This window comes from Streptomyces yokosukanensis (assembly GCF_001514035.1).
In the GTDB taxonomy this organism is placed as follows: domain Bacteria; phylum Actinomycetota; class Actinomycetes; order Streptomycetales; family Streptomycetaceae; genus Streptomyces; species Streptomyces yokosukanensis.
This window is the reverse complement of the sequence record NZ_KQ948210.1, coordinates 251,070-276,855: the sequence shown is the minus strand read 5'-3', so window position 1 is coordinate 276,855 and position 25,786 is coordinate 251,070. Positions and strand designations below refer to the sequence as shown.

The following is a 25,786-nucleotide window of genomic DNA, read 5'->3' as shown; positions in this document are numbered from 1 at the left end:
ATCATGGACGCCGGAAAGAACGTAGCCGCCGCGGCGACGGCGATCATCGGTCAGAAGGTCCTGCCCGGGATGGACCGGCAGTTCGAGTCGTGGCAGGAGGACCTCAACGCCGCGGCCGCCTACTACCCCGGTTTCCTCGGCGCCGAGATCTCCCCGCCGACACCGCTGCAACCGGACTGGGTCATCGTGTACCGGTTCGACTCGGTGGCGCATCTGCAGGCGTGGATCAACAGCGCCACCAGGCAGACGTATCTCGACGTCGGCGCCAAGTATTTCGACGGTCCGGCGACCCAGCAGGTGGTCAGCAGCGGCACCCAGTCACTGGATCCGCTGGTCACCGTGGTGGTCACCCACCGCGTCGCCCCGAACCAGGTCGACGACTTCCTCGCCTGGCAGCACCGCCTGGTCCAGGAGGAGAGCACGTTCGAGGGGTTTCGCGGAACCGAGCTGTTCCGCCCCATCGAGGGGCTCCAGGAGGAATGGACCACGCTGTACCGCTACGACACCGCCGAGCATCTCGACGCCTGGCTGACGTCGTCCCGGCGGCAGGAGGTCCTGGCCGAGGGCGCGAAGTTCAGCGACTTCACACTGCACACGATCGACAACTCGTTCGGCAGCTGGTTCGCCTTCGAGGGAAACGGCAAGGAGGCACCGCCGCCGCCCTCCGAGACCAGGACCTCCCTCGCCGTCTGGGTCGGCCTGTACCCGACCGTGGTGCTGCTGACGCTCGCTCTGTCCCCGCTGCACCTGCCGCTCTGGATCGGCCTGCTCGTGGGCAACCTGCTGTCGAGCTTCATCATGAGCTTCCTGACCATGCCCTACTACGTGCACCCGATGCTCGGGCGATGGCTGCGGCAGCAGCCGGACGCACCGGCAAGGGCCGGCCTGCGCGGCCTCGGTGTCGTCGCGGTGGCGATGGCCTTCTGGGCCGTCGTCTTCTACCTCGTCACGGTCCGGTTGTGGACACTGCCCTGACGGGCGACCGACCGGACGGTTCGATCGGTGGCGCGGATCAGGCGGAGCCGGCGCCGGCATCGGTGTCGGAGTGGGCGACCAGTTCGGTGAGGCGGCGCAGGAGGGTGACGAGCAGGACGCGTTCGGCCGGTGTGAACGCCTCGTAGGCGCGGGTCTGGCGCTCCCGCAGCCGGGACCGGAGCGCGGCGAGCCGGTCGGCTCCGTCGTCGGTGAGGCTGACCAGGACGCGCCGTTCGTCCGCGGGGGACCGGCGGCGCGCCACGATGCCCTTCGCCTCCAACTGCTGCAGCATGCGGGTGGCGGTGGGGACGCTGACGTCCGCGCTGCTCGCGAGCCGGCCCACGGGGATGTCGGTCTCCGAGGCCAGCGGTTCGAGGAGCGAGACCTGGGCCAGGGAAAGTCCCCCGACGTGCTCGGCGCCCGCGGAACGGGCTCGCCGCATGGCGACGAAGAGCGCGTCGGCCGCCTGCCCGATCTCCTCCGCGTCCACGTCCCCGTGTGTCGCCGTCCGCTCGCCATTGCTGCCGTTGCTCACGAGTGGTACGTTACCAGAGCAATGATTAGCAAGCTAAATATTAGGAAGCGAGCTAACATGTCCTCCGCCCGTCGCGTCGACGTCCACCAGCACCTGATCCCGCCGGCCTACCGCGAGGTGATGGACCGTCACGGCGCCACGGCCGGCGGCTGGCCCACCCCCGCCTGGGACGCGCGGAGCGCGATCGCGATGATGGACCGCCGGTCGATCGCGACGGGCGTCCTCTCGATCAGCTCACCGGGCACCCACTTCGGCGACGACACCGAGGCCCGCGCGGTCGCCCGCGGTGCCAACGAGTACGCCGCCGAGCTGGCCAAGGACCGGCCCGACCGCTTCGGGTTCTTCGCGGCCCTTCCGCTGCCGGACGTCGACGGCGCGCTCGCCGAGGCGGCGTACGCGCTGGACGAACTGCGGGCCGACGGCGTGGTGCTGATGTCCAACGTCCGCGGCCGCTATCTCGGCGACAAGGAGTACGAGGCGCTGTGGGCCGAACTCGACGCCCGCGGCGCGGTGGTCTTCGTGCACCCCGACGCGCCGCCGATGCCCATGCTGGAGGGAATGCCCGCGCCGCTGCTGGACTTCCCCTTCGACACCACCCGCACCGCGGTGCACATGACGCTCAACGGGGTGATGAGCCGGCACACCCGGATGAAGGTGATCCTCTCCCACGCGGGCGGCTTCCTGCCCTACGCGGCCTGGCGGTTCACCGTCGGCGCCCGGTTCAACCCGGGCACCACGCCCGAGGGCGTCCTGGCCGACCTCCGGCGCTTCTACTTCGACACCGCGCTGTCGGCGACACCGTCCGCCCTGCCCTCCCTGCTCGCCTTCGCCGCCCCCGGGCACATCCTCTACGGCAGCGACTTCCCTTTCGCCCCGGAGGAATACGGAGCCCTGATCGACTCGATGCTGGACGGCTACGAGGGCTTCGAGCCGGGCCAGTCGGACGCGATCGACCGTGGCAGCGCCGAGGTCCTCTTCCCCCGCCTCGCGAGCGCCTGAGGGCCCACCCTCGACGCGTGCGTGCCCGCGGGGGCATGACGGCGACCTGCGGCGACCGCCATGCCCCCGCGTGCACGCGTGTGTTCTGCCCGGAAGGATCCGGGCCCTCATGGGGTGGTGCGAACGGCCTCAGTTGCAGCTCTGCGCGGGCACGGCAGCGGTGTGCTCGGTGGCCGGCAGGGGGCGCCGCTTGGACGCGGCACGGACGCCGGTGAGCTGCAGGACCAGGGCGAGGAAGGCCGCCCCGGCCGCGCACAGCGGCAGGGTGGCGCCGCCGATTCCGGTGGAGAAGGCGATGCCGCCGAGACCCGAGCCGACCGCACTGCCGAGGTAGAGCGCCGACTCGTTCAGGGCGACGGCGACCGAGCCGCCGCGGTCGCCGCGCGCGAGGAGCAGATCGTTCTGCTGCGGAACCTGGAGCGCCCAGCCCACGGCTCCCCACAGGGCGAGGGGCAGCAGCGCGAGCAGCGGGGAGACACCGGCGGCCGGACGCATGACGGCGAGGGCGAGGGTGAGCAGCGCCAGGATGCCGACCACCAGCGTCTGGGGGCGGCGCACCCGGTCCACGAGCGGGCCGATGAGCAGGCTGCCGAGGACGCCGCCGATGCCCCAGGCCCACAGGTAGGGCGTGATGTTGTCGACCCCGCCCATGGCGTGCGCCTTCATCACGGGGGCGATGTACGTGTACAGGCCGAGGCTGCCGATTGCGGCCAGGAAGGACACGCCGACGATGGAGGCGACCCGCGGGTCGGTGACGACCTGGGCGCGCTGGCGCAGTGTCACCGACGAGCCGGCCGGGAGCTGGGGCAGCCGCAGGGCCAGACCGGTGAAGGCGATCAGCCCGAGCGCGGCCACCAGCCACAGGGTGGCGCGCCAGCTGGTGTGCTGGGCGATGAAGACGCCGAGCGGCACACCGATCACGGTGCCCGAACTCATCCCGCCCATGATCATGGCGAGGGCGCGGCCGCGCCGCTTCTCGTCCACGAGGGAGGCGGCGGCCGATGCGGCGAGCGCCAGGTACAGGCCCGCGCCGACCCCGGCGAAGGCCCGCGCGATCAGCAGCAGCCCGAGCGAGCCGGCGAGCGCGCTGCCCGCGTTCGCCACGGCGAACACGGCGAGCGAGGCCAGCAGTCCGGTGCGGACGCGGGACGCGGACAGCAGGGTGGCGAAGATCGGTGACGCGATGGCGTAGGCGAGGGTGAAGGTGGTGACCATCTGTCCCGTGGCCGACACGGACGCGTCGAAGTCGTCGGCGATGACGGGCAGGAGACCGGCCGTGACGTAGGCGTCGAGCCCCAGCGCGAAGGCGCCGAGGCCGAGTAGGTAGACGAGTTTCACTGGAACCTCAATGTTCGATGATCGCAGTTCATTGGTACATCATGGTTGCGCCGCCCGACCTGGCAAGTGGGCCCGATGGATTTCGGCCGTCCGAAGAACCTCGGCCGGTTGTGCGACTCTTGGGACGTGCGCCGTTACTTCCACCCCGAGACCGACGACATCCTGTTGCCCGCCGTGCTCTTCGCGCTGAGCGACGCCACACGGCTCGGCATCGCCCTCGCACTGGCGGACGGCGAGGAACGCACCGCCGGTGAACTGGGCGACGGGATGGCCAAGTCGACGATGACCCACCACCTGAAGATCCTCAGGGAGGCCGGTGTGCTCTACGTCCGCTCCGAGGGGACGCGCTGCTACAACTCCCTGCGCCTGGCCGACCTGGAGAGCCGGTACCCCGGCCTGCTCGACCATCTGCTCGGCGCCGCCGCGCAGGACGGATACAGCGCGCCCGGCGCCCGCCGCCCCGAGGGGGACGCGGCGGCGGGCGCCGGTGGCCGCTCAGCGCGGCCCGCGGCCGGGCAGGTGCGCGCTCACAGGTCCACGACGACGTCGTAGGCGGCGAGCCAGTCGTTGACGCCGAGGGCCAGCTCCAGGCCCGAGCGGTCGTACTGGGCGCTCGTCTCGCCCACCGGGCTGTCCAGCAGCCAGCGGCAGCACCGGCGAGGAGGAGTCGTCCAGCACGGTGGCCAGCGCCCGGCGCAAGCCCCGCTCGTAGGCCGGGTCCTGGGTCGTGGGGTACGGGCTCTTGACGCGCTGCACGATCGACTCCGGCAGCAGGTCCTGCGTCGCGGCGCGCAGCAGGCTCTTCTCCCGGCCGTCGAAGGACTTCAGCTCCCACGGCACGTTGAACACGTACTCCACGAGCCGGTGATCGCAGAACGGCACCCGGACCTCCAGGCCGACGGCCATGCTCATGCGGTCCTTGCGGTCCAGCAGCGTCTGTACGAACCGGGTCAGGTTGACGTAACTCATCTGCCGCATACGGCGGTCGGCGGCGCTCTCGCCCGGCGGCTCGGGTGTCTCGCCCACGGCCTGGGCGTAGCTGTCGCGCAGGAAGCCCGGCATGTCCAGCTTCTGCAGCAGCCCCGGGTCGAACATCGACTTGCCGTCGAAGTACTTGCCGGTCGCGGAGGTCAGCCAGGGGAACGTCTGCGCCTCGACGGCCTCCTGGTCGAAGAACCAGCGGTAGCCGCCGAACACCTCGTCCGCGGACTCGCTGGACAGGGCCACCGTCGAACGGGCCCGCACCGCCTGGAACAGCCGGTACAGCGACGGCCACATGTCGCCCCAGTAGGCCGGCGGCAGGTCCAGCGCGCGCAGCACCTTCGCCCGCAGCTCCGGGTCCGCCAGCTCGGCGCTGTCGAGCACGATCTCGCTGTGGTCGGCGCCGATGTGCCGGACCAGGTCGTGCACGAAGGGGGTGTCGGAGGTGCCGCGCACCGGGTCGGCGACGAACGTGCCGCCGTGCTCGGCGAAGTCGACCGAGAAGGAGCGCACGGGGCCCTCGCCGCGCACCAGCAGCTTCTGGTGGGCCAGCGCCGTGATGGCCGAGGAGTCCAGACCACCGGAGAGCAGCGAGCACAGCGGTACGTCGGCGACGATCTGCCGGCCCACGATGTCGTCGAGCAGCTCGCGGACCGTGGAGATGGTGGTGTCGCGGTCATGGGTGTGCTCGCGGGCCTCAAGCGCCCAGTAGGTCCGCTTGGCGACGCCCGCGCGCGAGACGCGCACCAGCTGTCCCGGGCGTACCTCGCGCATGCCGGAGAAGACGGCCTGCTCGGGCGTCTTGACCATCTCCAGGACCTCGCGCAGGCCCTCGGCGGTCACCCTCCTGGGCACGGCCGGATGGCCGAGAATCGCTTTCGGCTCGGACCCGAACACCACACCGTCCGGGGTGGGGAAGTAGTACAGCGGCTTCACGCCCATTCGGTCGCGGACCAGCAGCAGGCTCTGCTCGCGCACGTCCCAGACGGCGAAGGCGTACATGCCGTTGAGCCGTTCGACCAGGCCCTCGCCCCACTCCAGATAGCCGCGCAGGACGACCTCGGTGTCGCTGCGGGTGTGGAAGCGGTGCCCCCGGGAGACCAGCTCCTCGCGCAGCTCCTGGAAGTTGTACACCTCACCGCTGTACGTGAGGCAGGCCAGGACCCGGCCGTCCGCCTCGGCGGTCATCGGCTGCCGGCCGCCGTCGAGGTCGATGATGGAGAGCCTGCGGTGCCCGAGCGCGGCGTGCTCGTCGGCCCACATGCCCTCGGCGTCCGGGCCGCGGCAGGCCATGGTCTGGGTGATGGCCTCCAGGGTCTGCCGCTCCTGGCGTACGTCGCGGGCGAAGTCCACCCAGCCGGCTATTCCACACATGTTCGGTCTCCTTGTCGGACTGACGGGTTGTCGAGTTGTTGTGTCGGGAAGAGAGGGAGTGTCGGGGTGTCGGCGGGGGCGGATCAGCCCAGGCGCTCCCAGTCGGACTCCTGGAGCACGGTCCGGCCGCCCGGGAAGTAGGCCACCGGCTCCGTGGTCCGGGCCTCGCGCTCCACGGTGTTCAGCAGCCGCTGCAGGGCCAGCGCGTCGGACAGTCCCGGGAAGGGCTGCGCGGGGTGCGCGCCGTCGGTGACGAAGCGGGCCACGTCCGCGGCCATGCGGCCCAGCTTCACCACGGTCCGTTCGTGCTCCGCCACCGGACGGGACCCGGTGTCGAGGGCGAGCAGTTCCTCGTCGCCGGCGGAGGTGCGGCGCCACACGCGCAACCGGTCGGCGTCCCAGGCCGGGGTGTCGTAGACGGCGGTGGCGTAGTGCAGTTCACCGTCGAGCGCGCGGAAGACGAAGTCGACCTCGCGCTTGCGGGTGATGTTCACGAAGCTGCTGTAACCGGTGACGACGCCGGGGCCGAGACGGCCCGAGACGGCGACGCTGTCCAGGACCTCGGAGCCGGAGACCGAGAAGTCGGAACGGGTGCCCAGCGCCGAGGTCAGGGAGAGTTCCGCGCCGGCCCCCGCGATCCACTGCACCAGGTCCAGAGGGTGGGTCACCTCGCTGGACACGCCGGTGGTGGGGCGGTGGTCGTTGATGCGGTCCTTGCCCCAGGTGAAGTGGGCGCGGACCAGGGTCAGTCCGTGGTCCTGGACGTGGTCGCGCAGCCGCCCCGCCGGCGGTTCCCCGGCCACGCCGGCGCGGACCCGGCCGTCGGCGTGCCGGTCTGTCATGTGACCTGAGTCACTCAACGGTGCACTTGGCTTAGGGGTCCCTCCCGTGTCACGATTTCCGCACGCCTTCCCTGCCCGAAAACGGCCGCAAGGCAGTGGGTCGACTGTCATCCGCCGCTCTTTGCAGGCGAGATCGAGCCCCTGTGATCCGCAGCGGCCGGCTGCATGGTCCGAGCAGCTGAAGTCCCTTCCCTTGAAGGACAGGCGCAACTCGCCGTCGGCGTTCCTCCCCTGACCGGCTGTCACCGCGAACGCCACCTGCCGCAGCCCGGCCGGTGCCATCGCCCGGCAACCGACCGCGAGTTGTATCTGCCCGCCGGACGCGTCGGCGGGCCTATCAGGCCACCCGTGAAGAACTCGTCACCCACCACACCGAGGCCGGCGGGCGCACCGATCTGCCATCAGCTGATGCGCCGCTGCCCTTGCTGTCGAGACTCCGAGGAAGTGGATCCCAGATATGCCGAGGCTATGCAAGCCGGCGATGAACGCACCCGAACATGTCATCACGGTGGAAGAGACCCTGGACTTCGCCGCCAGAGCCCATGCCGGCAAGCCCCAACTGGCTCTGGCGCTGCGTCTGATCCAGAACACCGGTGTCAAGAAGCGGCACATCGTCCAGCCCATCGAGAAGACCCTGCACCATCCGGGCTTCGCGGAGCGCAACCGCATCTACGAGATCGAGTCCAAGAAACGTACGCCCCCGGTCATCGAACAGGCCCTGGCCAATGCCGAGTTGAGGGCCCGTGACATCGACGCGATCATCTATGTGTCGTGCACCGGGTTCCTGATGCCGTCGCTGACCGCATGGCTGATCAACAACCTGGGCTTCCGCAGCGACACACGGCAGATACCCATCGCCCAGCTGGGCTGCGCGGCGGGCGGGGCGGCGATCAACCGCGCCCACGACTTCTGCGCGGCCCACCCCGGCAGCAACGTGCTGATCGTCTCCTGCGAACTGTGCTCGCTCTGCTACCAGCCCGACGCGGACGACATCGGCTCGCTGCTCTCGGACGGCCTGTTCGGCGACGCGGTCGCCGCCGCCGTCGTACGGGGCGAAGGGGGCGTCGGCATCGACCTGGAGCGCAACGCCTCCTACCTCATCCCGGGCACCGAGGACTGGATCTCCTACGCCGTCCGGGACACCGGCTTCCACTTCCAGCTGGACCGCCGTGTCCCCGGCACGATGGAGCCCCTCGCTCCGGTCCTGCGCGAACTGGCCAAGGACCACAGCTGGGACGCGGGCAAGCTCGACTTCTACATCATTCACGCCGGGGGCCCGCGCATCCTCGACGACCTCGCGAAGTTCCTGGAGGTCGACCGCGAGGTGTTCCGGCACAGCTGGTCGACCCTGCACGAGTACGGCAACATCGCCAGCGCCGTCGTACTCGAAGCCGCCCGCAGGCTGTTCGAGGAGGACACCCCCGCACCCGGTGCGACCGGTCTGATCGCGGGTTTCGGTCCCGGCATCACCGCCGAGATGGCGCTCGGCACCTGGGCCGCCGACGTGCCGCAGACCGTCGCCTGACCCCGGGCACGGACAGAGGAAGCGAAGCATATGACTGACCTCATCCTCCCGGCAGGTGCTGGGCGAAAGCTGACGACCCCGGCCCAGGAGGTGACCTTCAAGGCCACGAAGGCGATGGGATCCTCGGTATCGATCTTCGAGGTGATCGTGCCGCCCGGCTTCGACGTCGGGGCCCATGTGCACGACCGTTCCCAGGAGTTCTTCTACGTCCTGGACGGCGAGCTGGACCTCCTGTGCTTCGAGCCGACCGAGCGCACCCAGGACACCTGGCACCACTGGCGGTCCGCCACCGGCGACCGCGTCATACGCGCCGGTGAGGGCAGTTGCATGTTCGTGCCGCCCGGCACCCCGCACGCGTTCCGCAACGCCACGGACAAGCCGGTGAAGATGCTCTTCCAGAGCTTTCCCTCGCCCGACCACGAGGACTACTTCGAGGAGATCGCGGAGATCTGGAACCGCGGCACCGCAGTGGACCCCGCGGCCGTGGCGGAGATGCGCAAGCGCTACGACGTCAGCCAGATCACGCCGCTGCGCTACGAACCGCCGACCCCGCGGATCCCCCGTCAGGAAACGAACGCGAAGCAGAGCACGAGGTGACCACGATGGAACCGATATCCCTGGTGCACGCGAGTCTCGGTGAGCGGGAACTCGCCGCCGTGGCCGAGGTGTTCGCCTCCGGCTGGCCCGCCGGCCAGGGCCCCAAGGGCAAGGCGCTGGAGGCCCAGCTGGCGCAGAAGTACGGCGTCGGTGACGCCGTCGCCGTCAGCAACTGCGGAGCCGCGCTCCATCTGGCCGTGCTCGCGCTCGGCGTCGGGCCGGGCGACGAGGTGATCGTCGCCGACTACGGGTTCCCGGCCCCCGCACAGGCCGTGCGCTATGTCGACGCCGTCCCTGTCTTCGCCGATGTGCGTCCGGACACCTACACCATCGACCCGCAGGCGGTGGCGGACCTCATCACCGAGCGCACCGTCGGTGTGATCGCCGTGGACACGGTCGGCCTGCCCGCCGACTACACGGAACTGCAGGAGATCTGCGACCGCCACGGCCTGTTCCTCGTCGAGGACGCCGCCTGCGCGGTCGGCGCGACCTACCAGGGCCGCCAGGCGGGTGCGCTCGCCGAGATCGGCTGCCTGTCCTTCCACGGCCGCAAGGGCGCCTCCAGCGGTGAGGGCGGTGCGCTGCTCGCCCGCGACCCGAAGATCGGCAAGGACGTCCGGCTGCGCTCCTCCTTCGGCATCGGCAGCATCTTCGACATGGGCAACGTCGTCGGCCTGCCCGTCCCGACGTTCACCGAGATCGGCTACAACTTCAAGCTGTCCGACATCGCCGCGGCGATCCTGCAGGTGCAGCTGGGCCGGATCGACGAACTGACGGAGCGTCGCACCGCCTTCGCCCGGCAGTACAGCGAGCTGCTCGCCGACGAGGAACTCCTGACGCTGCCCACGGTCCCGCAGGACCGCACCCACGCCTGGCAGACCTACATGGTGACGCTCGACGCGAGCGTGGACCGCGCGGCCGTCGCGGCCGAGCTGCGCGGCCAGGGCATCGGCTGCGGGCACGGGACGTTCGCGGCCCATGTGCAGCCCGTGTTCGAGACCACACAGAAGTGCCCCGTCTCGGCGGATCTCTTCCAGCGCCAGCTCTCCGTTCCCATGCACGCGGAACTCAAGCCGAACCAGGTCGAACGGGTCGTGACCGCCCTGCGCAGCGCGGTGCGGACCCACTCGTCCTCCACCCGGGTCCTCGGAGGGGCAGCATGACGAACGACACGCCGTCGCCGGACCGGGTGATGCGGCTCATCAACGGCTACTGGGCGACCGGAGTCCTCGCCGCCGCGTCCACCCACTCGCTGTTCACCCATCTCGAGCACGGGGCCGGCACGGCCGCCGAGCTGGCCGACCGTGCCGGGATCTCCGAGCGGGGAGCGCAGACCCTCCTCGACGGCCTGGTCAGCGTGGGTCTGGTCGAGGTGCACGAGAGCCGGTACCGCAACACCCCCGAGGCCTCCACCTACCTGGTCGAGGACACGCCCGTCTCGCTGGCGCGGTTCGCGAGGCTCAAGCTCAGGCACATGGCGGCTCTGACCGACCTGGCCGAGGTGGTCCGCGTCGGCGGACCGGTGTCGAACCCGGTGGTCGAGGTGGCCAACAACCCGCACTGGGAAGAGATCGTCAAGGCCATCGCCGCACAGTCGGTGCCCGCCGCGGCCATCGCGGCCGAACAGCTCGCACTGGCCGAGGCCGGCGAGCTCTCGATCCTCGACGTCGGCGGCGGCTCGGGCATCTACTCGGCGATCTGGCTGGAGACCAACCCGGCCGCCCGCTCGACCCAGCTCGACTGGGAGCCGATCAACGCGATCGCCCGCCGGCTGCTGGACGAGCGGGGCGTGGGCGACCGGTTCACCACCGTCAACGGTGACCTCCACACCGCCGACTTCGGCACCGCGACGTACGACATCGCGGTCTACTCCCACATCGCCCACCAGGAAGGGCCGGAGGACAACGTGGAGGTCTTCACCAGGCTCCGCAAGGCTCTCAAGCCCGGCGGTGCCCTGGTGGTCTGCGACTACGTCGTCGACGACGACCGCAGCGGTCCGGCCTTCCCGCTGATCTTCGCCTCGGAGATGCTGCTCAAGAGCAAGCGGGGCAACACCTGGCGGCGGGCGGACTACCGCGACTGGCTCGGCAAGGCCGGTTTCGAGGACGTCTCGTTCCACCGCGCACCGCCCGCCACCGTGACCATCGCCCGGTGAGCGGCACGACCGTCGCCCGTTGAGCGGCAGACCTTCGTGAACCGCGCCCTGAGGGGCACGGTCACCCTAGGGGCGACGGGCTCAGCCCGACCCCGCAGGCGGCCCTAGGTCCTGTCGCCCAACTCCCAACTCCCAACTCCCGTCTGCCGCCCGCCGCCCGCCGCCTGCCGCCATGCACGCCCCCGCTGCCTCGCGGGCGCGGAAGGTCCCCCCACACGTGGCACCGGCCGCCACGTCGCCGCGAGCGACGCCGCTGACGGGCGGCGCAGCCCCCGCACATCCGCCGCCGGCAAGCCCGCTCGATCGCGCTGGACCCGGGCCCGCGTGCCGCGCGGTGCTCTGCGGTGCCCGCACCGAGCCGCGACAGCCCGCATGTCCTCGATCACCGCAAAGGAGAGGGTCCGATGAAGGGCTCTGTGGCCTATCAATCGATACAGAAGCGCGGTCTTCACATCGGTCTGCTGCCGGACATGGCCGCAGCCGTCAACGCGTCGACGCCGATCACACTCGACCACGATCTGGACGTCCTTCCCGAGGTGGGCCGGCACCTGACGGTCTCCCGGCTCGCCGAGCTGGTGGACGACCTGGCGGCCCGTCTGTGGGCCGCCGGTGTACGGCCCGACCAGCACATCGTGCTCCACAAGAAGGCGAACGCCGATGTGTGGGTGCTGGCCTGTGCCGCGTCCCGGATCGGCGCGGTGCCCGTCCTGCTCTCGCCCAGCCTGGACGCGGTGACCGTCGGCGCCCTCCTCGAACGGGTCGACCGGCCGAACCTGCTCACCGATGAGCACAAGCTCGATGCGCTGGCCGAGCTGCCGCTGTCCGAGCTGACCCGGCAGGTGGTCATCGTCTCCGGTGAGCGGGCGCAGACCACGTCGCTGGCCGCGCTGGCCGGTTCGCCGCGGGTCCAGCCCGTGGTGCGGCCCATCGACGAGGCCGCCGTGATCACCCACACCTCCGGTACCACCGGGGTGCCCAAGCTGGTCGTGCACACGCCCCGCACCCAGGGCCTGCGGCTCAAGCCGCAGTGGCGGCTGCTCTCCCTCATGCGCAGGCGGGAGAACGTCGCGATCCACATCCCCTTCGTGCACTCCCGGAACGTCGCGGCGATGGCCCTGGCGCTCCTGAAGGAGATGCCGGTGCTGCTCATGAACGAGTCGGACCCCGACACGGTCGCCGAGCTGTTCCTCGCGAACCGGCCCGGGCTCATCGAGGCGCTGCCCAACTCGCTGATGGCCTGGGAGGGTCTGGCCGAGGACCCGCGCAAGCCGTTCGCCTCGGTGAAGTACTTCAGCAGCACCTTCGACGCGATCCACCCCGGGACGATGAGCAGGCTGCTCAAGTCGTCCGACCGGCGGGGCGCGCTGTTCTTCCAGATCTACGGGCAGAGCGAGGTCGGGCCCGCCGTCGGCCGTGCCTACTTCCGGAACTCCGCCCACAAGGCCAACGGCCGCTGCGTCGGCTGGCAGATGCCCGTGGGCTCGGCCAAGGTCCGCGTCGTCAGCCGTGACGGAAAGCGGCCGACGGCCCAGAACCCCGGCCGCATCCAGGTCTCCTGGCCCGCTCTGGCCAAGACCTACTTCGGCGAGCAGGAGCGCTACGACAGCAACCGGGACGGCCAGTGGTGGGGTACCGGAGACGTCGGCTACTTCACCAGGTTCGGCTGCCTGCACATGCTCGACCGCGAGGTCGACATGATCCCCGGGGTCCGCAGCTCCCTGGAGGTCGAGGACCTGGTCCTCGCCCAACTGCCGGAGCTGAGCGAGCTGGTCGTGGTCCAAGGACCCGACTCCGAGGCCGTCCCCGTGCTCTGCACCCACGCCGACAAGCCGTTGGACCTGGACCGCTGGCGCGCGGTCGTCGCCGACTTCCCGCAGCTGGCCGACCCGGTCCAGATCCCCGAGGCCGAACTGCCGCGCACCGGAACCCTCAAGGTACAGCGCCTCGCGCTGGCCGACCGGCTCAAGGGCAAGCCACAGGACCGAGCCTGATCCGTGATCGACGTTTTGGAGTAATGATGTCGCAAACAGCCGCTGTCGATGTGGCAGGTGTCTTCTCGGCGATCGAGAAGTCGGCCGGCCTGCTGGACGTGACCGCTTCGCGGGATGTCGTCCTGCCCATCCTGACCGCGTTCGAGGAGCCGCTCTCCCGTGCCGTGATCGCCTTCAGGGTGGCCACGAACGCCCAGCACGAGGGCGATTTCGACGCGCGCTTCACCCTTCCCAAGGACGTCGACCCGTACGCCGTCGCCCTGTCGAAGGGCCTGATCGAGAAGACGGACCACCCCATCGGCGATCTCCTGTCGGACATCCAGCAGTTGTGCGCCATCGACAGCTACGGCATCGACTTCGGCGTCACGTCCGGGTTCAAGAAGATCTGGGTGTACTTCCCCGCGGGGGAGCACGAGACGCTGGCCCGGCTCACCGGACTGGCGTCGATGCCGCAGAGCCTGGCCGAGAACATCGACTTCTTCAACCGCCACGGCATGGCCGACAAGGTGGACGTGCTCGGGATCGACTACCGCAGCCGGACGATGAACGCGTACCTCAGGGCGCCGGCGGAGTGCTTCGAGCGCAAGGCCGTCCTGGCCATGCACCGGGAGATCGGACTGCCCAGCCCGAGTGAGCAGATGTTCAACTTCTGCGAGAAGTCGTTCGGGCTCTACACCACCCACAGCTGGGATTCCAAGGATATCCAGCGGATCTCCTACGGTGTGAAGACGGAGAACCCGATGGCGTACTTCGCGCGGTTGGGCACCAAGATCGAGCACTTTGTGAAGAGCGTTCCCTACGGTGTCGACGACCCCAAGATGGTCTATGCCGCCGTGACGTCCGACGGCGAGGAGTACTACAAACTCCAGTCGTACTACCGCTGGCGCTCCGTCAGCCGGTTGAACGCCGCCTACATCGCCGTTCGCGACCAGGAATCCGCATAACCGAGAGATCGGTTCACGCGCTCCGCAGAACTGTGTCCGAGAGGTGAGTGCAATGACGAGTCGGACGAACTCGGCAATCTTGGGCCGGGACGATCCTAGTGAACAAGCCGCCCCCGTTTTCCAATTCAGCCGGATGGAGAACCTGCTCCGCGGACGCCGGCTCCGCCGACTGACCGTGGACGGCGTCGACGCCGTATTCGTCAGGGACCCCGTCCTGGTCCGCAGGATATTGGTGAGCGAGAGCAAGAACTACGGAAAGGGTGAACTCTTCCGGAAGGCCAGAAACCTCAGCCGGGTGGGAATGCTCTCGGAGGACGAGGCCATGCACCGGCACTACCGGCGCCTGGCCAATCCCTATCTGCGGGCGACGAAGGTCGACGACTACGTCCCCGCCATGCGGGACATCGTGCGTGACGCCGTGTCCGCCTGGCGTGCCGGGGACGCTGTGGACGTCCAGGCCGAGATGTGCCGCATCACCTGCTCGATCGCCGTCGGCACGCTCATCGCCGGGCTGTCGCCCGAGACGACGCGGGCGCTGAGCGAGGGACTTTCCCGTCTGGCCTGGGAAATGATCAGGAAGCCGCTCTACGGCCGGTCGGCGGCCCGAGCCGCCCGGCCGGGCGCGTCCGGGCGGTTGTCCGCGGCGCGCAAGGAATTCAGGGAACTGCTCGCGACATGCATCGCCGACCTCCAGGAGTCTCCCGGGCCGACGGTGGGCTGGCTGGCGGACCTCCTGACGGACTCCGACGAAGAGGGAAACCGCGTCCTGACGGCGGAGCAGGTGTGTGAAGAGGCCGTCATGATGCTGACCGCGGCGACGGTCACCACGGCCTCCGTCATGTCCTGGACCTTGTACGTGCTCTCCCAGAACCCGCTGGCCGAGGAGAGACTGCTCAAGGATCTGATGCAGAGGCGCAGCGGAAGCGCCGTCGACGACGGTGGCGGGGTCGGCTACACCCTCCGGTTCCTGATGGAGATCCTGCGGCTCTATCCGCCGGTATGGATCTCCTGCCGAAAGGCTCTTTCGGATGTCATGCTCGGCGACCACGCGCTCGCCGCCGGAACCAATGTGGTGTTCAGTTCGTACCTGCTGCAACGGGACCCCGAGCGCTATCCGGATCCGCATCGGTTCGATCCCGACCGGTGGTCGTCCATTCAGCTCAGCAAGATCGACGCGTCCTACATCCCCTTCGGAATCGGATCGAAGGGGTGCATAGGGGAGTCGTTCGCCTGGCAGCAACTCGAAGTCATCCTCGATGTGTTGACGCAGGAATGGAAACTGAGCACCGAGCGCGGCGGCCATGTCCGCACGGCGCCGGAGACCACGCTTCACCCCCGCCGCCTCATGATGGTTCCCCGGCCGCGGTGACCCGATCCGCTGGGTGAGGCGATCTCACGGCGGAAACGACAAGGGAGTTGACTGCTGTGACTCTGTCGACCTCGGCGGAGGGAGTGTCAGAAGACCGCCGGACGCCTTCCGCCGGCATCGGCCGTGCCCACGCCAAAGCCATTCTGCTCGGGGAGCACGCCGTCGTGTACGGGGCCCCGGCGCTCGCTCTTCCCGTTCCGCAGCTGACGGTCACGGCCGTCGCCCGCTGGTCGAGCCGCGGGACCGAGGGGCCGGGCGATGTGTCCTTCACGATGACCGGTGCCCCGTCCCGGCCGATGGTGGCACAGGCGTCCGACGGCCTTCGCCGGCTGATCACCGCGTTCACGGCCACCCTGGGCACGGACGACGGGCCGCACCTCGACGTGACCGTCGACAGCGCCGTCCCGCCCGGCCGCGGACTCGGCTCCAGCGCGGCCTGTGCCCGTGCGGTCGTCCATGCCCTCGCCGATCTCCACGGCCGTGAGGTCACGGAGAGCGAGACGTTCGACCTGGTGCAGACGGCCGAGAACGTGGCGCACGGCCGCTCCAGCGGCGTCGACGCACGGGCCGTCGGCGCCCTGTCCCCGCTGCGGTTCCACCGGGGCGAGGTCCAGGAACTGAGCATCGGCTGCCACGGCCTGTTCGTCATCGCGGACAGCGGGGTGGTGGGCCGTACCAAGGACGCGGTCAAGCTGCTGCGCGAAGGGTTCCAGCAGCACGACGGAGCCGAGGAGAGATTCGTGCGCCGCGCGTCGTGGCTGACCGAAGCGGCCCGGCACGCCCTCGCGGCCGGCCGGCCGGAGGAACTCGGTTCACGGCTGACGGACTATCACGATCTGCTGAGAGCGCACGGGCTCAGTACCCGGGGCATCGACGACCTCGTCGAGGCCGCGCTCACGGCGGGCAGCCTCGGCGCCAAGATCACCGGCGGTGGCCTGGGCGGCTGTGTCATCGCCCTGACCCGACCGGAGCGAGCCCGGGACGTCGTTCAGGACCTCCAGGCGGCAGGCGCCGTGCAGACCTGGGTCGTCCCGCTGAGGGGGCCTGCCGATCATGTGCTCTGAACACCCGGCCGCCCTCGTCCAGGCGCAGGAGTGGGGCACCGCCGGATGTGCCACCGCCGTCGCGCACCCGAACATCGCACTGATCAAGTACTGGGGCAAGCGGGACGAACACCTGGTACTGCCCCGAGTCGACAGCCTGTCGATGACCCTCGACGTCTTCCCGACGACCACCCGCGTCCACCTGGCTCCCGAGGCCGGGCACGACACGGTGGTCCTCGACGGCCGACAGGCCGAGGGCGAGGCGCTGCGCCGTGTCGTCGCCTTCCTGGACCTGGTGCGGGAACGGGCCGGCGTCGCGGACAGGGCCGTCGTACACAGCGAGAACACCGTCCCGACCGGGGCCGGCCTCGCCTCGTCCGCGAGCGGGTTCGCCGCCCTCGCCGTCGCCGCGGCGGCCGCGTACGGGCTCGATCTCGACGCCACCGCCCTGTCGCGGCTCGCCCGGCGCGGCTCCGGGTCGGCGTCCCGGTCCATCTTCGGCGGCTTCGCGGTGTGGCACGCGGGCCTGGACGCCGGCTCCGCCGCGGCGGCCGACCTCAGCTCCCACGCCGAGCCCGTGCCCGCGGCGGACCTCGACCCGGCCCTCGTCGTCGCCGTGGTCGACGCGGGCCCGAAAGCCGTGTCCAGCCGGGTGGCCATGCGCCGCACCGTCGACACCTCCCCGCTGTACGAGCCGTGGGCCGTCTCCAGCAAGGACGATCTGGTCGAGATGCGGGCGGCGCTGCTCGCCGGCGACATCGAGGCGGTCGGGGAGATCGCGGAGCGCAATGCGCTCGGCATGCACGCGACCATGCTCGCGGCACGTCCGGCCGTGCGCTATCTGTCGCCGGCCACCCTCACCGTCCTCGACAGTGTGCTCCGGCTGCGGCGGGACGGCGTCCCGGCCTACGCCACCATGGACGCCGGACCCAACGTCAAGGTGCTGTGCCGCCGCGCGGACGCCGACCGGGTCGCCGAGGCGGTGCGGGACGCCGCCCCGGGCGGCTCGGTGCTCGTCGCCGCGCCCGGGCCGGGCGCCCGCCTGCTGCGCGGGGACGGCCGATGACCCGGCAGCGCGACGTCGTCCGTCGCGCACCGGGCAAGTTGTTCGTCGCGGGGGAGTACGCGGTGGTCGAGCCGGGCAACCCGGCGATCCTCGTGGCGGTCGACCGCCACGTCACCGTCACCGTGACCGGCCCTGCCGAGGCGGGCGTCGGGATCTCCTCCGACCTCGGCCCGCGCGGCGCACGCCGGCGGTGGCGGTGGCGGGACGGCAGGCTGGACCCGTACGGCGCGGACCGGCCGGATGCGCGCGCGGGACTCGTGCACGTGCTGTCGGCGATCGAGACGGTGGCCCGGCTGCTGGCCGAACGCGGCATGCCCGCACCGGAGTTCGACGTATCGGTCGAAAGCGGCCTGCACGACAACGGCACCAAGTACGGCCTGGGTTCCAGCGGCGCGGTGACCGTGGCGACCGTGGCCGCGGTCGCCGCGTACTGCGGCCTTGCGCTGTCCGACGAGGAGCGGTTCCGGCTGGCGCTGCTCGCCACCGCCGAGATCGACCCCAAGGGCTCCGGCGGCGACCTCGCCGCCAGCACCTGGGGCGGCTGGATCGCCTACCGGGCGCCCGACCGGTCCGCCGTACGGGCCCTCGCCCGTGCCCGCGGTGTCGGGGAGGCGCTCCGCGCGCCCTGGCCCGGTTTCGGCGTGCGGCGCCTGCCGGCACCCGACGGCCTCGCGCTGGAGGTCGGCTGGACCGGGAACCCGGCCTCCACCGCGGCCCTGGTGTCCGACCTGCACCGTCGGCCCTGGCGCGGCACCCCGGCCCATCGACGATTCGTTCGCACCACCACCGACTGTGTACGCGCGGCCGTCGCCGCACTGGAGCGCGGCGACGGCCGGCGGCTGCTGGACCAGATCCGGCGGGCCCGGCAGGAACTCGCCCGCCTGGACGACGAGGTCGCGCTGGGTGTCTTCACGCCCCGGCTGACGGCGCTGTGCGAGGCCGCCGAAGCCGTCGGAGGCGCGGCCAAGCCCTCAGGGGCGGGCGGCGGCGACTGCGGCATCGCGCTGCTGGACGCCACAGCCCCCCGGGACATCGCCCGATTGCACGAACGATGGGAAGCGGCCGGGGTGGTACCCCTGCCGATCCGTCCCGCCTCGGAAGGGAACGAGGGATGATCGCTCAACGCAAGGACGACCACGTACGGCTCGCCGTCGAGCAACAGCAGCAGCACGACGGACGCAACCAGTTCGACGAGGTCTCGTTCGTCCACCACGCCCTGGCCGGCCTCGACCGGACGGACGTCTCACTGACCACCGCCTTCGGCGGCATCTCCTGGCAGGTGCCGCTGTACATCAACGCGATGACCGGCGGCAGCGAGCGGACCGGTGCCATCAACCGGGACCTGGCCGTCGCCGCCCACGAGACCGGCGTGCCCATCGCCTCCGGGTCCATGAGCGCCTACTTCAAGGACCCGGACTGCGCCGACACGTTCAGCGTGCTGCGCAAGGAGAACCCGGACGGGTTCGTCATCGCCAACGTCAACGCGACGACCTCCGTCGACAACGCGCTCAGGGCCGTCGACCTGATCCAGGCCGATGCCCTCCAGATCCACGTCAACACGGTGCAGGAAACGGTGATGCCGGAGGGCGACCGCTCGTTCTCGTCCTGGGTCCCGCAGATCGAGAGGATCGCGGCCGGCGCCGGCGTACCCGTCATCGTCAAGGAGGTCGGTTTCGGGCTGAGCCGCGAGACCGTCCGTCTGCTGGCGGGTCTCGGGGTGCGGGTCGCCGACCTCGGCGGCCGGGGCGGCACCGACTTCGCCCGGATCGAGAACGGCCGACGCGAACTCGCCGACTACGCCTACCTCACCGGCTGGGGGCAGTCCACCGCGGCCTGCCTGCTGGACGCGCAGGACGCCCCGATTCCGGTCCTCGCCTCCGGCGGTGTGCGCCAACCGCTCGACGTGGCCCGCGCCCTGGCGCTCGGCGCGTCCGGCGTCGGTGTCTCCGGCACCTTCCTGCGCACGCTGCTCGACGGCGGGGTGGCGGCGCTGATCGCACAGATCTCGACGTGGCTCGACCAACTGGCCGCACTCCTGACCGTGCTCGGCGCCCGCACGCCCGCCGCGCTGCGGCACAGCGATCTGCTGATCCACGGCGAGCTGCGCGACTTCTGCGCCGACCGGGGGATCGACATCCGGTCGCTCGCCCGCCGGTCCGGCAGCCTTGACGTCCCCCACGAGACGACGGGAAACACACGATGACCGACAACGCGACCGCCGGGGTTCCGATGCGCTGGGTGGGTCCCCTGCGCATCTCGGGGAACGTGGCCACCACCGAGACCCACGTCCCGCTCGCCACCTACGAGTCGCCGCTGTGGCCCTCCGTGGGCCGGGGCGCGAAGGTCTCCCGACTGTGCGAGCGGGGCATCGTCGCCACCCTCGTCGACGAGCGGATGACCCGGTCGGTGCTCGTGGAGGCGGCGGACGCGCAGACCGCGCTCACCGCCGCACGGACCATCGACGCGCGCATCGGCGAACTGCGCGAAGTCGTGCGCACCTGCAGCCGGTTCGCGGAGCTGATCGGCATACGCCACGAGATCAACGCCAACCTGCTGTTCATCCGGTTCGAGTTCAGCACCGGCGACGCCTCCGGCCACAACATGGCCACCCTCGCGTCCGACGTGCTGCTCGGGCACCTGCTGAAGACCGTCCCGGGCATCTCCTACGGATCGATCTCCGGGAACTACTGCACGGACAAGAAGGCGACCGCGATCAACGGCATCCTCGGCCGCGGCAAGAACGTGGTCACCGAGCTGCTGGTGCCGCGCGACGTGGTCGAGGGCGTCCTGCACACGACGGCCGCCGCGATCGTCGAACTGAACATCCGCAAGAACATGCTCGGGACCCTGCTCGCCGGCGGCATCCGCTCGGCGAACGCCCACTTCGCGAACATGCTGCTCGGCTTCTACCTGGCCACCGGCCAGGACGCGGCCAACATCGTCGAGGGCTCCCAGGGCGTCGTCATGGCCGAGGACCGGGACGCGGACCTCTACTTCGCCTGCACCCTGCCCAACCTGATCGTGGGCTCCGTGGGCAACGGCAAGGGACTCGACTTCGTGGAGTCGAACCTGACCCGGCTCGGCTGCCGGGCCGAGCGCGCCCCCGGGGAGAACGCGCGCCGGCTCGCCGTCCTCGCGGCGGCGACGGTGCTGTGCGGCGAACTCTCCCTCCTGGCCGCCCAGACGAACCCGGGCGAACTCATGCGTGCGCACGTCCAGTTGGAACGCGACCACCAGACAGCAAAGGCCGGTGTCTAGGGAAATGGGCAACGAGTCCGCCATAGGGATTCACGATCTCTCGTTCGCGACGACCGAGTTCGTCCTGCCGCACACGGTCCTCGCCGAGCACAACGGCACCGACGTCGGCAAGTACCACAAGGGCATCGGCCAGCGGTCGATGAGTGTGGCCGCCGCCGACGAGGACATAGTGACCATGGGGGCGGCCGCCGCCGCGCCCATCATCGAACGGCACGGCAGCGACGGGATCCGGACGGTCATCTTCGCCACGGAGTCCTCGATCGACCAGGCGAAGTCGGCCGGCATCTACGTCCACTCGCTGCTCGGACTGCCCTCGGCCACCCGGGTCGTGGAACTCAAGCAGGCCTGCTACGGGGGGACGGCCGCCCTTCAGTTCGCCATCGGTCTGGTGCGCCGCGACCCTACGCAGCGGGTCCTCGTGGTGGCGAGCGACGTCTCCACGTACGAGCTGGACAGCCCCGGTGAGGCCACCCAGGGCGCCGCCGCCGTGGCCATGCTGGTCGGCACCGATCCCGCGCTCGTGCGCATCGAGGAACCGTCGGGCGTGTTCACCGCCGACGTCATGGACTTCTGGCGGCCGAACTACCGTGACGCCGCCCTGGTCGACGGGCAGGAGTCCATCGGCGCGTATCTGCTGGCGGTGGAGGGCAGCTGGAAGGACTACACGGAGCAGGGCGGGCGCGCACTCGACGAGTTCGCCGCGTTCTGCTACCACCAGCCGTTCACGAAGATGGCGTACAAGGCCCATCGTCACCTGCTGAACCACTGCGGCCACGGCGTCGACGAGGACCGCGTCGCCCGCGACCTCGGGCTGACCACGGAGTACAACAACGTCATCGGCAACAGCTACACCGCCTCGGTGTACCTGGCTCTCGCCGCGCTGCTCGACCAGGCGGACGACCTGACCGGCCGGGCCGTCGGCTTCCTCAGCTACGGCTCCGGCAGCGTCGCCGAGTTCTTCGCCGGCACCGTCGTCCCCGGCTACCGGGAACACCTGCGCACCGAGGCGCACCGCGAGGCGATCGACCGGCGCAAGCCCGTCGGCCACGCCCGCTACCGCGCGCTGCACGAGCACTCCTTCCCGGCCGACGGCGGCGACCACCGCACCCCGGCCGAGTCCACCGGCCCCTTCCGGCTGGCGGGTCTGCACGGTCACAAGCGCATCTACGAGGCGCGCTAGGGCCTGCACGGCCCGGACCAAGACCACCAGACACCACGGCAATCGGCGCCCAGCCGGGCGGGCGACCGCGGCCCGCGCGGTGTCCCCAGACATCGGCAGAGGCAGGAACCGTGACAACAAGACATTGCGCCGTGGGCCTGATAGGCACCGGCCCGCGCGGGCTCTCGGTCGTCGAACGGCTCTGCGCCAACGCCCGCTCGCAGCCCGACGGCTGCACCGTCCACATCCATGTCGTCGACCCCTACCCGCCCGGCTCCGGCAAGGTGTGGCGCACCGACCAGTCCCGCCACCTGCTCATGAACACCGTGGCCGGACAGATATCGGTCTTCACCGATTCCTCCGTGGACCTGCGGGGCCCGCTGGAACCGGGGCCGAGCCTGCACGAGTGGGCCGTGGCACTCGTCGAGGGCCGCTTTGCCGGCGACTGGCCGGACCCCGTCCTCGACGAAGCCCGCACGCTCGGCCCCGACACCTATCCGACCCGCGCGTTCTACGGCCGCTACCTGCAATGGGCGTTTCGGCGCACCGTCGAGGGCGCGCCCACGGGGGTGACGGTCACCGTGCACACCTCGCTCGCGGTGGCCCTCGACGACGATCCGGATGCCGGGGACGGATCCCTGCAGCGGGTCGTGCTCGACGACGGGACGGTGCTCTCGGGCCTGCACGCCGTGATCCTTTGCCAAGGGCACCTGCCGGCCCGCGCGGCCGCCGCCGAGCGGGAGTTCGCCTCCCGGGCGCACAAGGCCCGCCTGGTCCACATCGCGCCGGCCAACCCGGCGGACGTCGACCTCGGCGTGCTGTCCCCGGGCACCAGGGTGCTGCTGCGCGGACTCGGACTGAACTTCTTCGACCACATGGCCGAACTCACCGTCGGCCGCGGCGGTTCCTTCTCACGGGCCGCCGGGCGGCTCGTCTACCACCGAAGCGGCCGGGAGCCGCAGATCTACGCCGGCTCCCGGCGCGGCGTGCCGTACCAGGCCCGGGGCGACAACGAGAAGGGCCCGCACGGCCGGCACGAGCCGCTGCTGCTCACCGCCGACCGCATCGCGCAGCTGCGCCGCAGCGAGGAGCACGGCGGCCTCGACTTCAGGAACGATCTGTGGCCGCTGATCTCCCGGGAGGTCGAGGCCGTCTACTACCGGACGCTGTTCACCTCACGCGGACACGACGCCAGGGCGCAGCGGCTCCAGGACGACTTCCTCGCGGCCGGAGCGGGGGAGCGGGAGAGGGACGCCGTCCTCTCGGCGTACGGCATCGGCGAGAAGTACCGCTGGGACTGGGAACTGCTCGCGCGTCCCTACCGGGACCGGCAGTTCGCCGGTCCACGGGACTTCACCGACTGGCTCCTCGAACACCTGCGAAAGGACGTCGCGCAAGCCCGGTCCGGCAATGTCAGCGGCCCGCTCAAGGCCGCCCTGGACGTCCTGCGGGACCTGCGCAACGAGATCCGCCTCGCGGTCGACCACGGCGGCCTGCACGGCGATTCGCACCGCACCGACCTGGACCGCTGGTACACCCCCCTCAACGCGTTCTTGTCGATCGGCCCGCCCGCGCAGCGCATCGAGGAGCTGGCCGCCCTGATCGAGGCCGACGTGGTGCAGGTGGTCGGGCCGGGCCTGCGGGTGACGGTGGACGGCACCGGGTACACCGCCGGCTCGCCGCTCGTGCCCGGTTCCGAGGTCCGCGTGGACGCCCTCGTCGAGGCGCGGCTGCCCGACATCACCCTGAGCCGGACGGACGATCCACTGCTGCGCCATCTGCTGGCCACCGGGCAGTGCACCGCCCACCGCATCCGCACACACTCCGGCGGCAGCTACGAGAGCGACGGACTGGCCGTCACCGGGCGACCGTTCCACCTGGTCGACGCGGCGGGACGAGCCCATCCGCGCCGCTTCGCGTTCGGCGTGCCCACCGAGTCGGTGCACTGGGTGACGGCCGCGGGCATCCGGCCCGGCGTCAACTCGGTGACGCTCACCGACTCCGATGCCCTGGCCCGCGCGGCCCTCGCCTGCGGCGGACAGAAGGATCGCGCGGGACGTGGACAGGACGATCACGCGGGACGTGGACACAGCGGTCGCGCGGGGCGCGGACAGGACGATCACACAGGACAAGGACTCAGCTATGCCCACTGACGCCAGCCGCACCGCGGACGCGTGGACCGGCTCGGCACCGGTGCCGGCGGACACCGGTCTGCTCTCCCCGGTCTGGGCGGCCACCCCTGGCGTGGCCTCGGTCTCCGACGGCGCCTGGCTGCAGGCCATGCTGGACGCCGAGGCGGCACTGAGCCGGGCCCAGGCCCGGCTCGGCACGGTACCCGCGGCCGCCGCCCGGGTCATCACCGAGTCGGCGCGGGCCGAGCGGCTCGACCTGGCCGCCCTCGCCGCGCAGGCGCGCGAGTCCGCCAACCCCGTGGTGGCGCTGGTGCGGGAGTTCACCGCGCTCGTGGCGGCCCGGGACCCGGAGGCGGCGCGGTATGTGCACCGGGGTTCGACCAGCCAGGACATCCTCGACACGGCGACCGTCTTGGTCGTGGGCCGGGCCCTGCGGCTGATCCGCCGCGACCTCGAACGCGTCGAGGAGGCGCTGGCCGCACTCGCCCGGGAACACCGGGACACCCTCGTCGCGGGCCGGACCCTGGCCCTGCACGCGGTGCCCACGACCTTCGGGCTGAAGGCGGCGGGCTGGCGCCATCTCGTCCTGGACGCGGTGCACAAGATCGACACCCTCGGCTCCGAGGGGCTGCCCGTCCAACTCGGCGGCGCCGCCGGCACCTTGGCCGGATACCTCGCCTGCGCGCCGGACGCCGACCCGGCCGACTACGTCAGGGAGCTGACGGACGCGTTCGCGGCCGAACTGGGGCTGTCCGCCCCCCTCGTGCCGTGGCACGTGCTGCGCACGCCCGTGGTGGACGCGGCCACGACCGCCGCCTTCCTGTGCGGAGCCCTCGGCAAGATCGCCGTCGATGTGCTGTCCCTGACCCGGACCGAGGTCGGCGAGGTGCACGAGCCGGCGCCCGGCGGCCGGGGCGCCTCCTCGGCGATGCCGCACAAGCGCAACCCCGTGCTGGCCACCGCCATCAGATCCGCCGCACTGCAGGCACCGCAGCTCGCGGCGACGGTGCTGAGTTGTCTGCCGAGCGAGGACGAGCGGTCCGCCGGTGCCTGGCACGCCGAATGGGAGCCGCTGCGCGCCCTGCTGCGGCTGGCCGCGGGCGCGGCGCACCAGGCGGTGGAACTCGTCTCCCAGCTGTCGGTGGATCCGCGGCGGATGCGCGCCAACACCCGGATCACCGCAGGGCAGATCGTCTCCGAGCGGATCGCCGTCGTCCTCGCCCCGGTGCTCGGCAAGGCTCAGGCACGCGATCTGCTGAACGAGGCGTCCGCCCGATCGGCGCGCACCGGGGAGCCGCTGGCCGATGTCCTGCGGCAGGACGGCCGGGTGTCGGCCGTCCTCGCCGACGCCGGGCTGACCGACCTGTTCGAGCCGGAGGCCTACACCGGAGCCGCCGGCCCGCTGACGGACCGTGCGCTGTCCCGGTCACTGGCCTCCACCGGCGAACGATGAACGGGGAGCGCCGGCTGCCGGTTCACCGGCGGCCGACGCTCCCCGAGGCC

The 25,786-nt window shown here is 70.9% G+C and carries 21 protein-coding genes and 1 pseudogene; 18 read left to right on the top strand and 4 right to left on the bottom strand.

Annotation, left to right across the window (positions count from 1 at the left end; all coding sequences use genetic code 11):
• Positions 1–3 precede the first annotated feature (3 nt).
• Positions 4–975, top strand: a complete 972-nt coding sequence (locus AQI95_RS14010) for an antibiotic biosynthesis monooxygenase (RefSeq protein ID WP_067122212.1) — start codon at positions 4–6, stop codon at positions 973–975.
• Between the two features lie 37 nt (positions 976–1,012).
• On the opposite strand, the gene AQI95_RS14005 is transcribed toward AQI95_RS14010, so the two are convergent.
• Positions 1,013–1,510 (bottom strand): MarR family winged helix-turn-helix transcriptional regulator, encoded by a 498-nt coding sequence (locus tag AQI95_RS14005; RefSeq protein ID WP_067122209.1) that lies wholly within the window; start codon positions 1,508–1,510, stop codon positions 1,013–1,015.
• A 57-nt stretch (positions 1,511–1,567) separates the two neighbouring features.
• Between AQI95_RS14005 and AQI95_RS14000 the strand changes: the two genes are divergently transcribed.
• Entirely contained in the window at positions 1,568–2,509 is a 942-nt protein-coding gene (locus AQI95_RS14000; RefSeq protein WP_067122206.1) for an amidohydrolase family protein, read from the top strand.
• Positions 2,510–2,638: 129 nt separating this feature from the next.
• Here the strand turns inward: AQI95_RS14000 and AQI95_RS13995 are convergent, their stop codons facing one another.
• The gene (locus AQI95_RS13995; RefSeq protein ID WP_067122203.1) at positions 2,639–3,847 is read right to left on the bottom strand and encodes an MFS transporter; all 1,209 of its coding nucleotides are present in this window, start codon (positions 3,845–3,847) and stop codon (positions 2,639–2,641) included.
• Positions 3,848–3,973: 126 nt separating this feature from the next.
• Between AQI95_RS13995 and AQI95_RS13990 the strand changes: the two genes are divergently transcribed.
• Positions 3,974–4,399: an ArsR/SmtB family transcription factor gene (locus tag AQI95_RS13990; RefSeq protein WP_067122200.1), complete on the top strand. Its 426-nt coding sequence runs from the start codon at positions 3,974–3,976 to the stop codon at positions 4,397–4,399.
• Here the strand turns inward: AQI95_RS13990 and asnB are convergent.
• Positions 4,375–6,202 (bottom strand): annotated as a pseudogene (gene asnB, locus AQI95_RS13985) (asparagine synthase (glutamine-hydrolyzing)). The gene AQI95_RS13990 and the pseudogene asnB sit on opposite strands and share 25 nt — an antisense overlap.
• 83 nt (positions 6,203–6,285) lie before the next feature.
• Positions 6,286–7,044, bottom strand: coding sequence for a hypothetical protein (locus AQI95_RS13980; protein ID WP_067122197.1), 759 nt, complete (start codon positions 7,042–7,044; stop codon positions 6,286–6,288).
• A 457-nt stretch (positions 7,045–7,501) separates the two neighbouring features.
• Between AQI95_RS13980 and AQI95_RS13975 the strand changes: the two genes are divergently transcribed.
• From AQI95_RS13975 to AQI95_RS13905, 15 genes are all read left to right on the top strand, one after another.
• Complete coding sequence (locus tag AQI95_RS13975; RefSeq protein ID WP_208614166.1) at positions 7,502–8,569, top strand: type III polyketide synthase; 1,068 nt, start codon at positions 7,502–7,504, stop codon at positions 8,567–8,569.
• Between the two features lie 30 nt (positions 8,570–8,599).
• Entirely contained in the window at positions 8,600–9,166 is a 567-nt protein-coding gene (locus AQI95_RS13970; protein WP_067122194.1) for a cupin domain-containing protein, read from the top strand.
• Between the two features lie 5 nt (positions 9,167–9,171).
• A complete protein-coding gene (locus AQI95_RS13965) occupies positions 9,172–10,329 on the top strand; it encodes a DegT/DnrJ/EryC1/StrS family aminotransferase (RefSeq protein WP_067123095.1) in 1,158 nt (385 codons plus the stop codon).
• Positions 10,326–11,321 (top strand): class I SAM-dependent methyltransferase, encoded by a 996-nt coding sequence (locus AQI95_RS13960; RefSeq protein WP_067122191.1) that lies wholly within the window; start codon positions 10,326–10,328, stop codon positions 11,319–11,321. Before AQI95_RS13965 ends, AQI95_RS13960 begins: the two co-directional genes overlap by 4 nt.
• A gap of 404 nt (positions 11,322–11,725) precedes the next feature.
• A complete protein-coding gene (locus tag AQI95_RS13955; protein WP_067122188.1) occupies positions 11,726–13,312 on the top strand; it encodes a class I adenylate-forming enzyme family protein in 1,587 nt (528 codons plus the stop codon).
• Positions 13,313–13,338: 26 nt separating this feature from the next.
• On the top strand, positions 13,339–14,256 hold the full coding sequence (locus tag AQI95_RS13950) for an aromatic prenyltransferase (RefSeq protein ID WP_067123092.1): 918 nt from the start codon (positions 13,339–13,341) through the stop codon (positions 14,254–14,256).
• 52 nt (positions 14,257–14,308) lie between these two features.
• Positions 14,309–15,625: a cytochrome P450 gene (locus tag AQI95_RS13945; RefSeq protein WP_079071246.1), complete on the top strand. Its 1,317-nt coding sequence runs from the start codon at positions 14,309–14,311 to the stop codon at positions 15,623–15,625.
• 56 nt (positions 15,626–15,681) lie between these two features.
• Complete coding sequence (mvk, locus tag AQI95_RS13940) at positions 15,682–16,689, top strand: mevalonate kinase (RefSeq protein ID WP_079071245.1); 1,008 nt, start codon at positions 15,682–15,684, stop codon at positions 16,687–16,689.
• Positions 16,679–17,734: a diphosphomevalonate decarboxylase gene (gene mvaD, locus AQI95_RS13935; protein WP_067122182.1), complete on the top strand. Its 1,056-nt coding sequence runs from the start codon at positions 16,679–16,681 to the stop codon at positions 17,732–17,734. Before mvk ends, mvaD begins: the two co-directional genes overlap by 11 nt.
• Complete coding sequence (locus tag AQI95_RS13930; RefSeq protein WP_067122179.1) at positions 17,731–18,849, top strand: phosphomevalonate kinase; 1,119 nt, start codon at positions 17,731–17,733, stop codon at positions 18,847–18,849. The genes mvaD and AQI95_RS13930 overlap by 4 nt, the downstream gene beginning before the upstream one ends.
• On the top strand, positions 18,846–19,937 hold the full coding sequence (gene fni, locus AQI95_RS13925; RefSeq protein ID WP_067122176.1) for a type 2 isopentenyl-diphosphate Delta-isomerase: 1,092 nt from the start codon (positions 18,846–18,848) through the stop codon (positions 19,935–19,937). Before AQI95_RS13930 ends, fni begins: the two co-directional genes overlap by 4 nt.
• On the top strand, positions 19,934–20,992 hold the full coding sequence (locus tag AQI95_RS13920; RefSeq protein ID WP_159056517.1) for a hydroxymethylglutaryl-CoA reductase: 1,059 nt from the start codon (positions 19,934–19,936) through the stop codon (positions 20,990–20,992). Before fni ends, AQI95_RS13920 begins: the two co-directional genes overlap by 4 nt.
• A gap of 4 nt (positions 20,993–20,996) precedes the next feature.
• Complete coding sequence (locus AQI95_RS13915; protein ID WP_067122173.1) at positions 20,997–22,172, top strand: hydroxymethylglutaryl-CoA synthase; 1,176 nt, start codon at positions 20,997–20,999, stop codon at positions 22,170–22,172.
• Positions 22,173–22,282: 110 nt separating this feature from the next.
• Positions 22,283–24,304: an FAD/NAD(P)-binding protein gene (locus AQI95_RS13910; protein WP_167361943.1), complete on the top strand. Its 2,022-nt coding sequence runs from the start codon at positions 22,283–22,285 to the stop codon at positions 24,302–24,304.
• On the top strand, positions 24,294–25,736 hold the full coding sequence (locus AQI95_RS13905; RefSeq protein WP_067122171.1) for a nitrosuccinate lyase: 1,443 nt from the start codon (positions 24,294–24,296) through the stop codon (positions 25,734–25,736). Before AQI95_RS13910 ends, AQI95_RS13905 begins: the two co-directional genes overlap by 11 nt.
• Positions 25,737–25,786 lie beyond the last annotated feature (50 nt).

What these genes read in the sequence shown, in the direction of transcription:
- AQI95_RS14010 (WP_067122212.1), top strand. Translation starts at nt 4, where the DNA reads ATGGACGCCGGAAAGAACGTAGCCGCCGCGGCGACGGCGATCATCGGT.
- mvaD (WP_067122182.1), top strand. Translation starts at nt 16,679, where the DNA reads ATGTGCTCTGAACACCCGGCCGCCCTCGTCCAGGCGCAGGAGTGGGGC.
- AQI95_RS13955 (WP_067122188.1), top strand. Translation starts at nt 11,726, where the DNA reads ATGAAGGGCTCTGTGGCCTATCAATCGATACAGAAGCGCGGTCTTCAC.
- AQI95_RS13915 (WP_067122173.1), top strand. Translation starts at nt 20,997, where the DNA reads ATGGGCAACGAGTCCGCCATAGGGATTCACGATCTCTCGTTCGCGACG.
- AQI95_RS13950 (WP_067123092.1), top strand. Translation starts at nt 13,339, where the DNA reads ATGTCGCAAACAGCCGCTGTCGATGTGGCAGGTGTCTTCTCGGCGATC.
- AQI95_RS13905 (WP_067122171.1), top strand. Translation starts at nt 24,294, where the DNA reads ATGCCCACTGACGCCAGCCGCACCGCGGACGCGTGGACCGGCTCGGCA.
- AQI95_RS13975 (WP_208614166.1), top strand. Translation starts at nt 7,502, where the DNA reads ATGCCGAGGCTATGCAAGCCGGCGATGAACGCACCCGAACATGTCATC.
- AQI95_RS13970 (WP_067122194.1), top strand. Translation starts at nt 8,600, where the DNA reads ATGACTGACCTCATCCTCCCGGCAGGTGCTGGGCGAAAGCTGACGACC.
- AQI95_RS13920 (WP_159056517.1), top strand. Translation starts at nt 19,934, where the DNA reads ATGACCGACAACGCGACCGCCGGGGTTCCGATGCGCTGGGTGGGTCCC.
- AQI95_RS13945 (WP_079071246.1), top strand. Translation starts at nt 14,309, where the DNA reads ATGACGAGTCGGACGAACTCGGCAATCTTGGGCCGGGACGATCCTAGT.
- AQI95_RS13980 (WP_067122197.1), bottom strand. Translation starts at nt 7,044, where the DNA reads ATGACAGACCGGCACGCCGACGGCCGGGTCCGCGCCGGCGTGGCCGGG.
- fni (WP_067122176.1), top strand. Translation starts at nt 18,846, where the DNA reads ATGATCGCTCAACGCAAGGACGACCACGTACGGCTCGCCGTCGAGCAA.
- AQI95_RS13960 (WP_067122191.1), top strand. Translation starts at nt 10,326, where the DNA reads ATGACGAACGACACGCCGTCGCCGGACCGGGTGATGCGGCTCATCAAC.
- AQI95_RS13930 (WP_067122179.1), top strand. Translation starts at nt 17,731, where the DNA reads ATGACCCGGCAGCGCGACGTCGTCCGTCGCGCACCGGGCAAGTTGTTC.
- AQI95_RS13965 (WP_067123095.1), top strand. Translation starts at nt 9,172, where the DNA reads ATGGAACCGATATCCCTGGTGCACGCGAGTCTCGGTGAGCGGGAACTC.
- AQI95_RS14000 (WP_067122206.1), top strand. Translation starts at nt 1,568, where the DNA reads ATGTCCTCCGCCCGTCGCGTCGACGTCCACCAGCACCTGATCCCGCCG.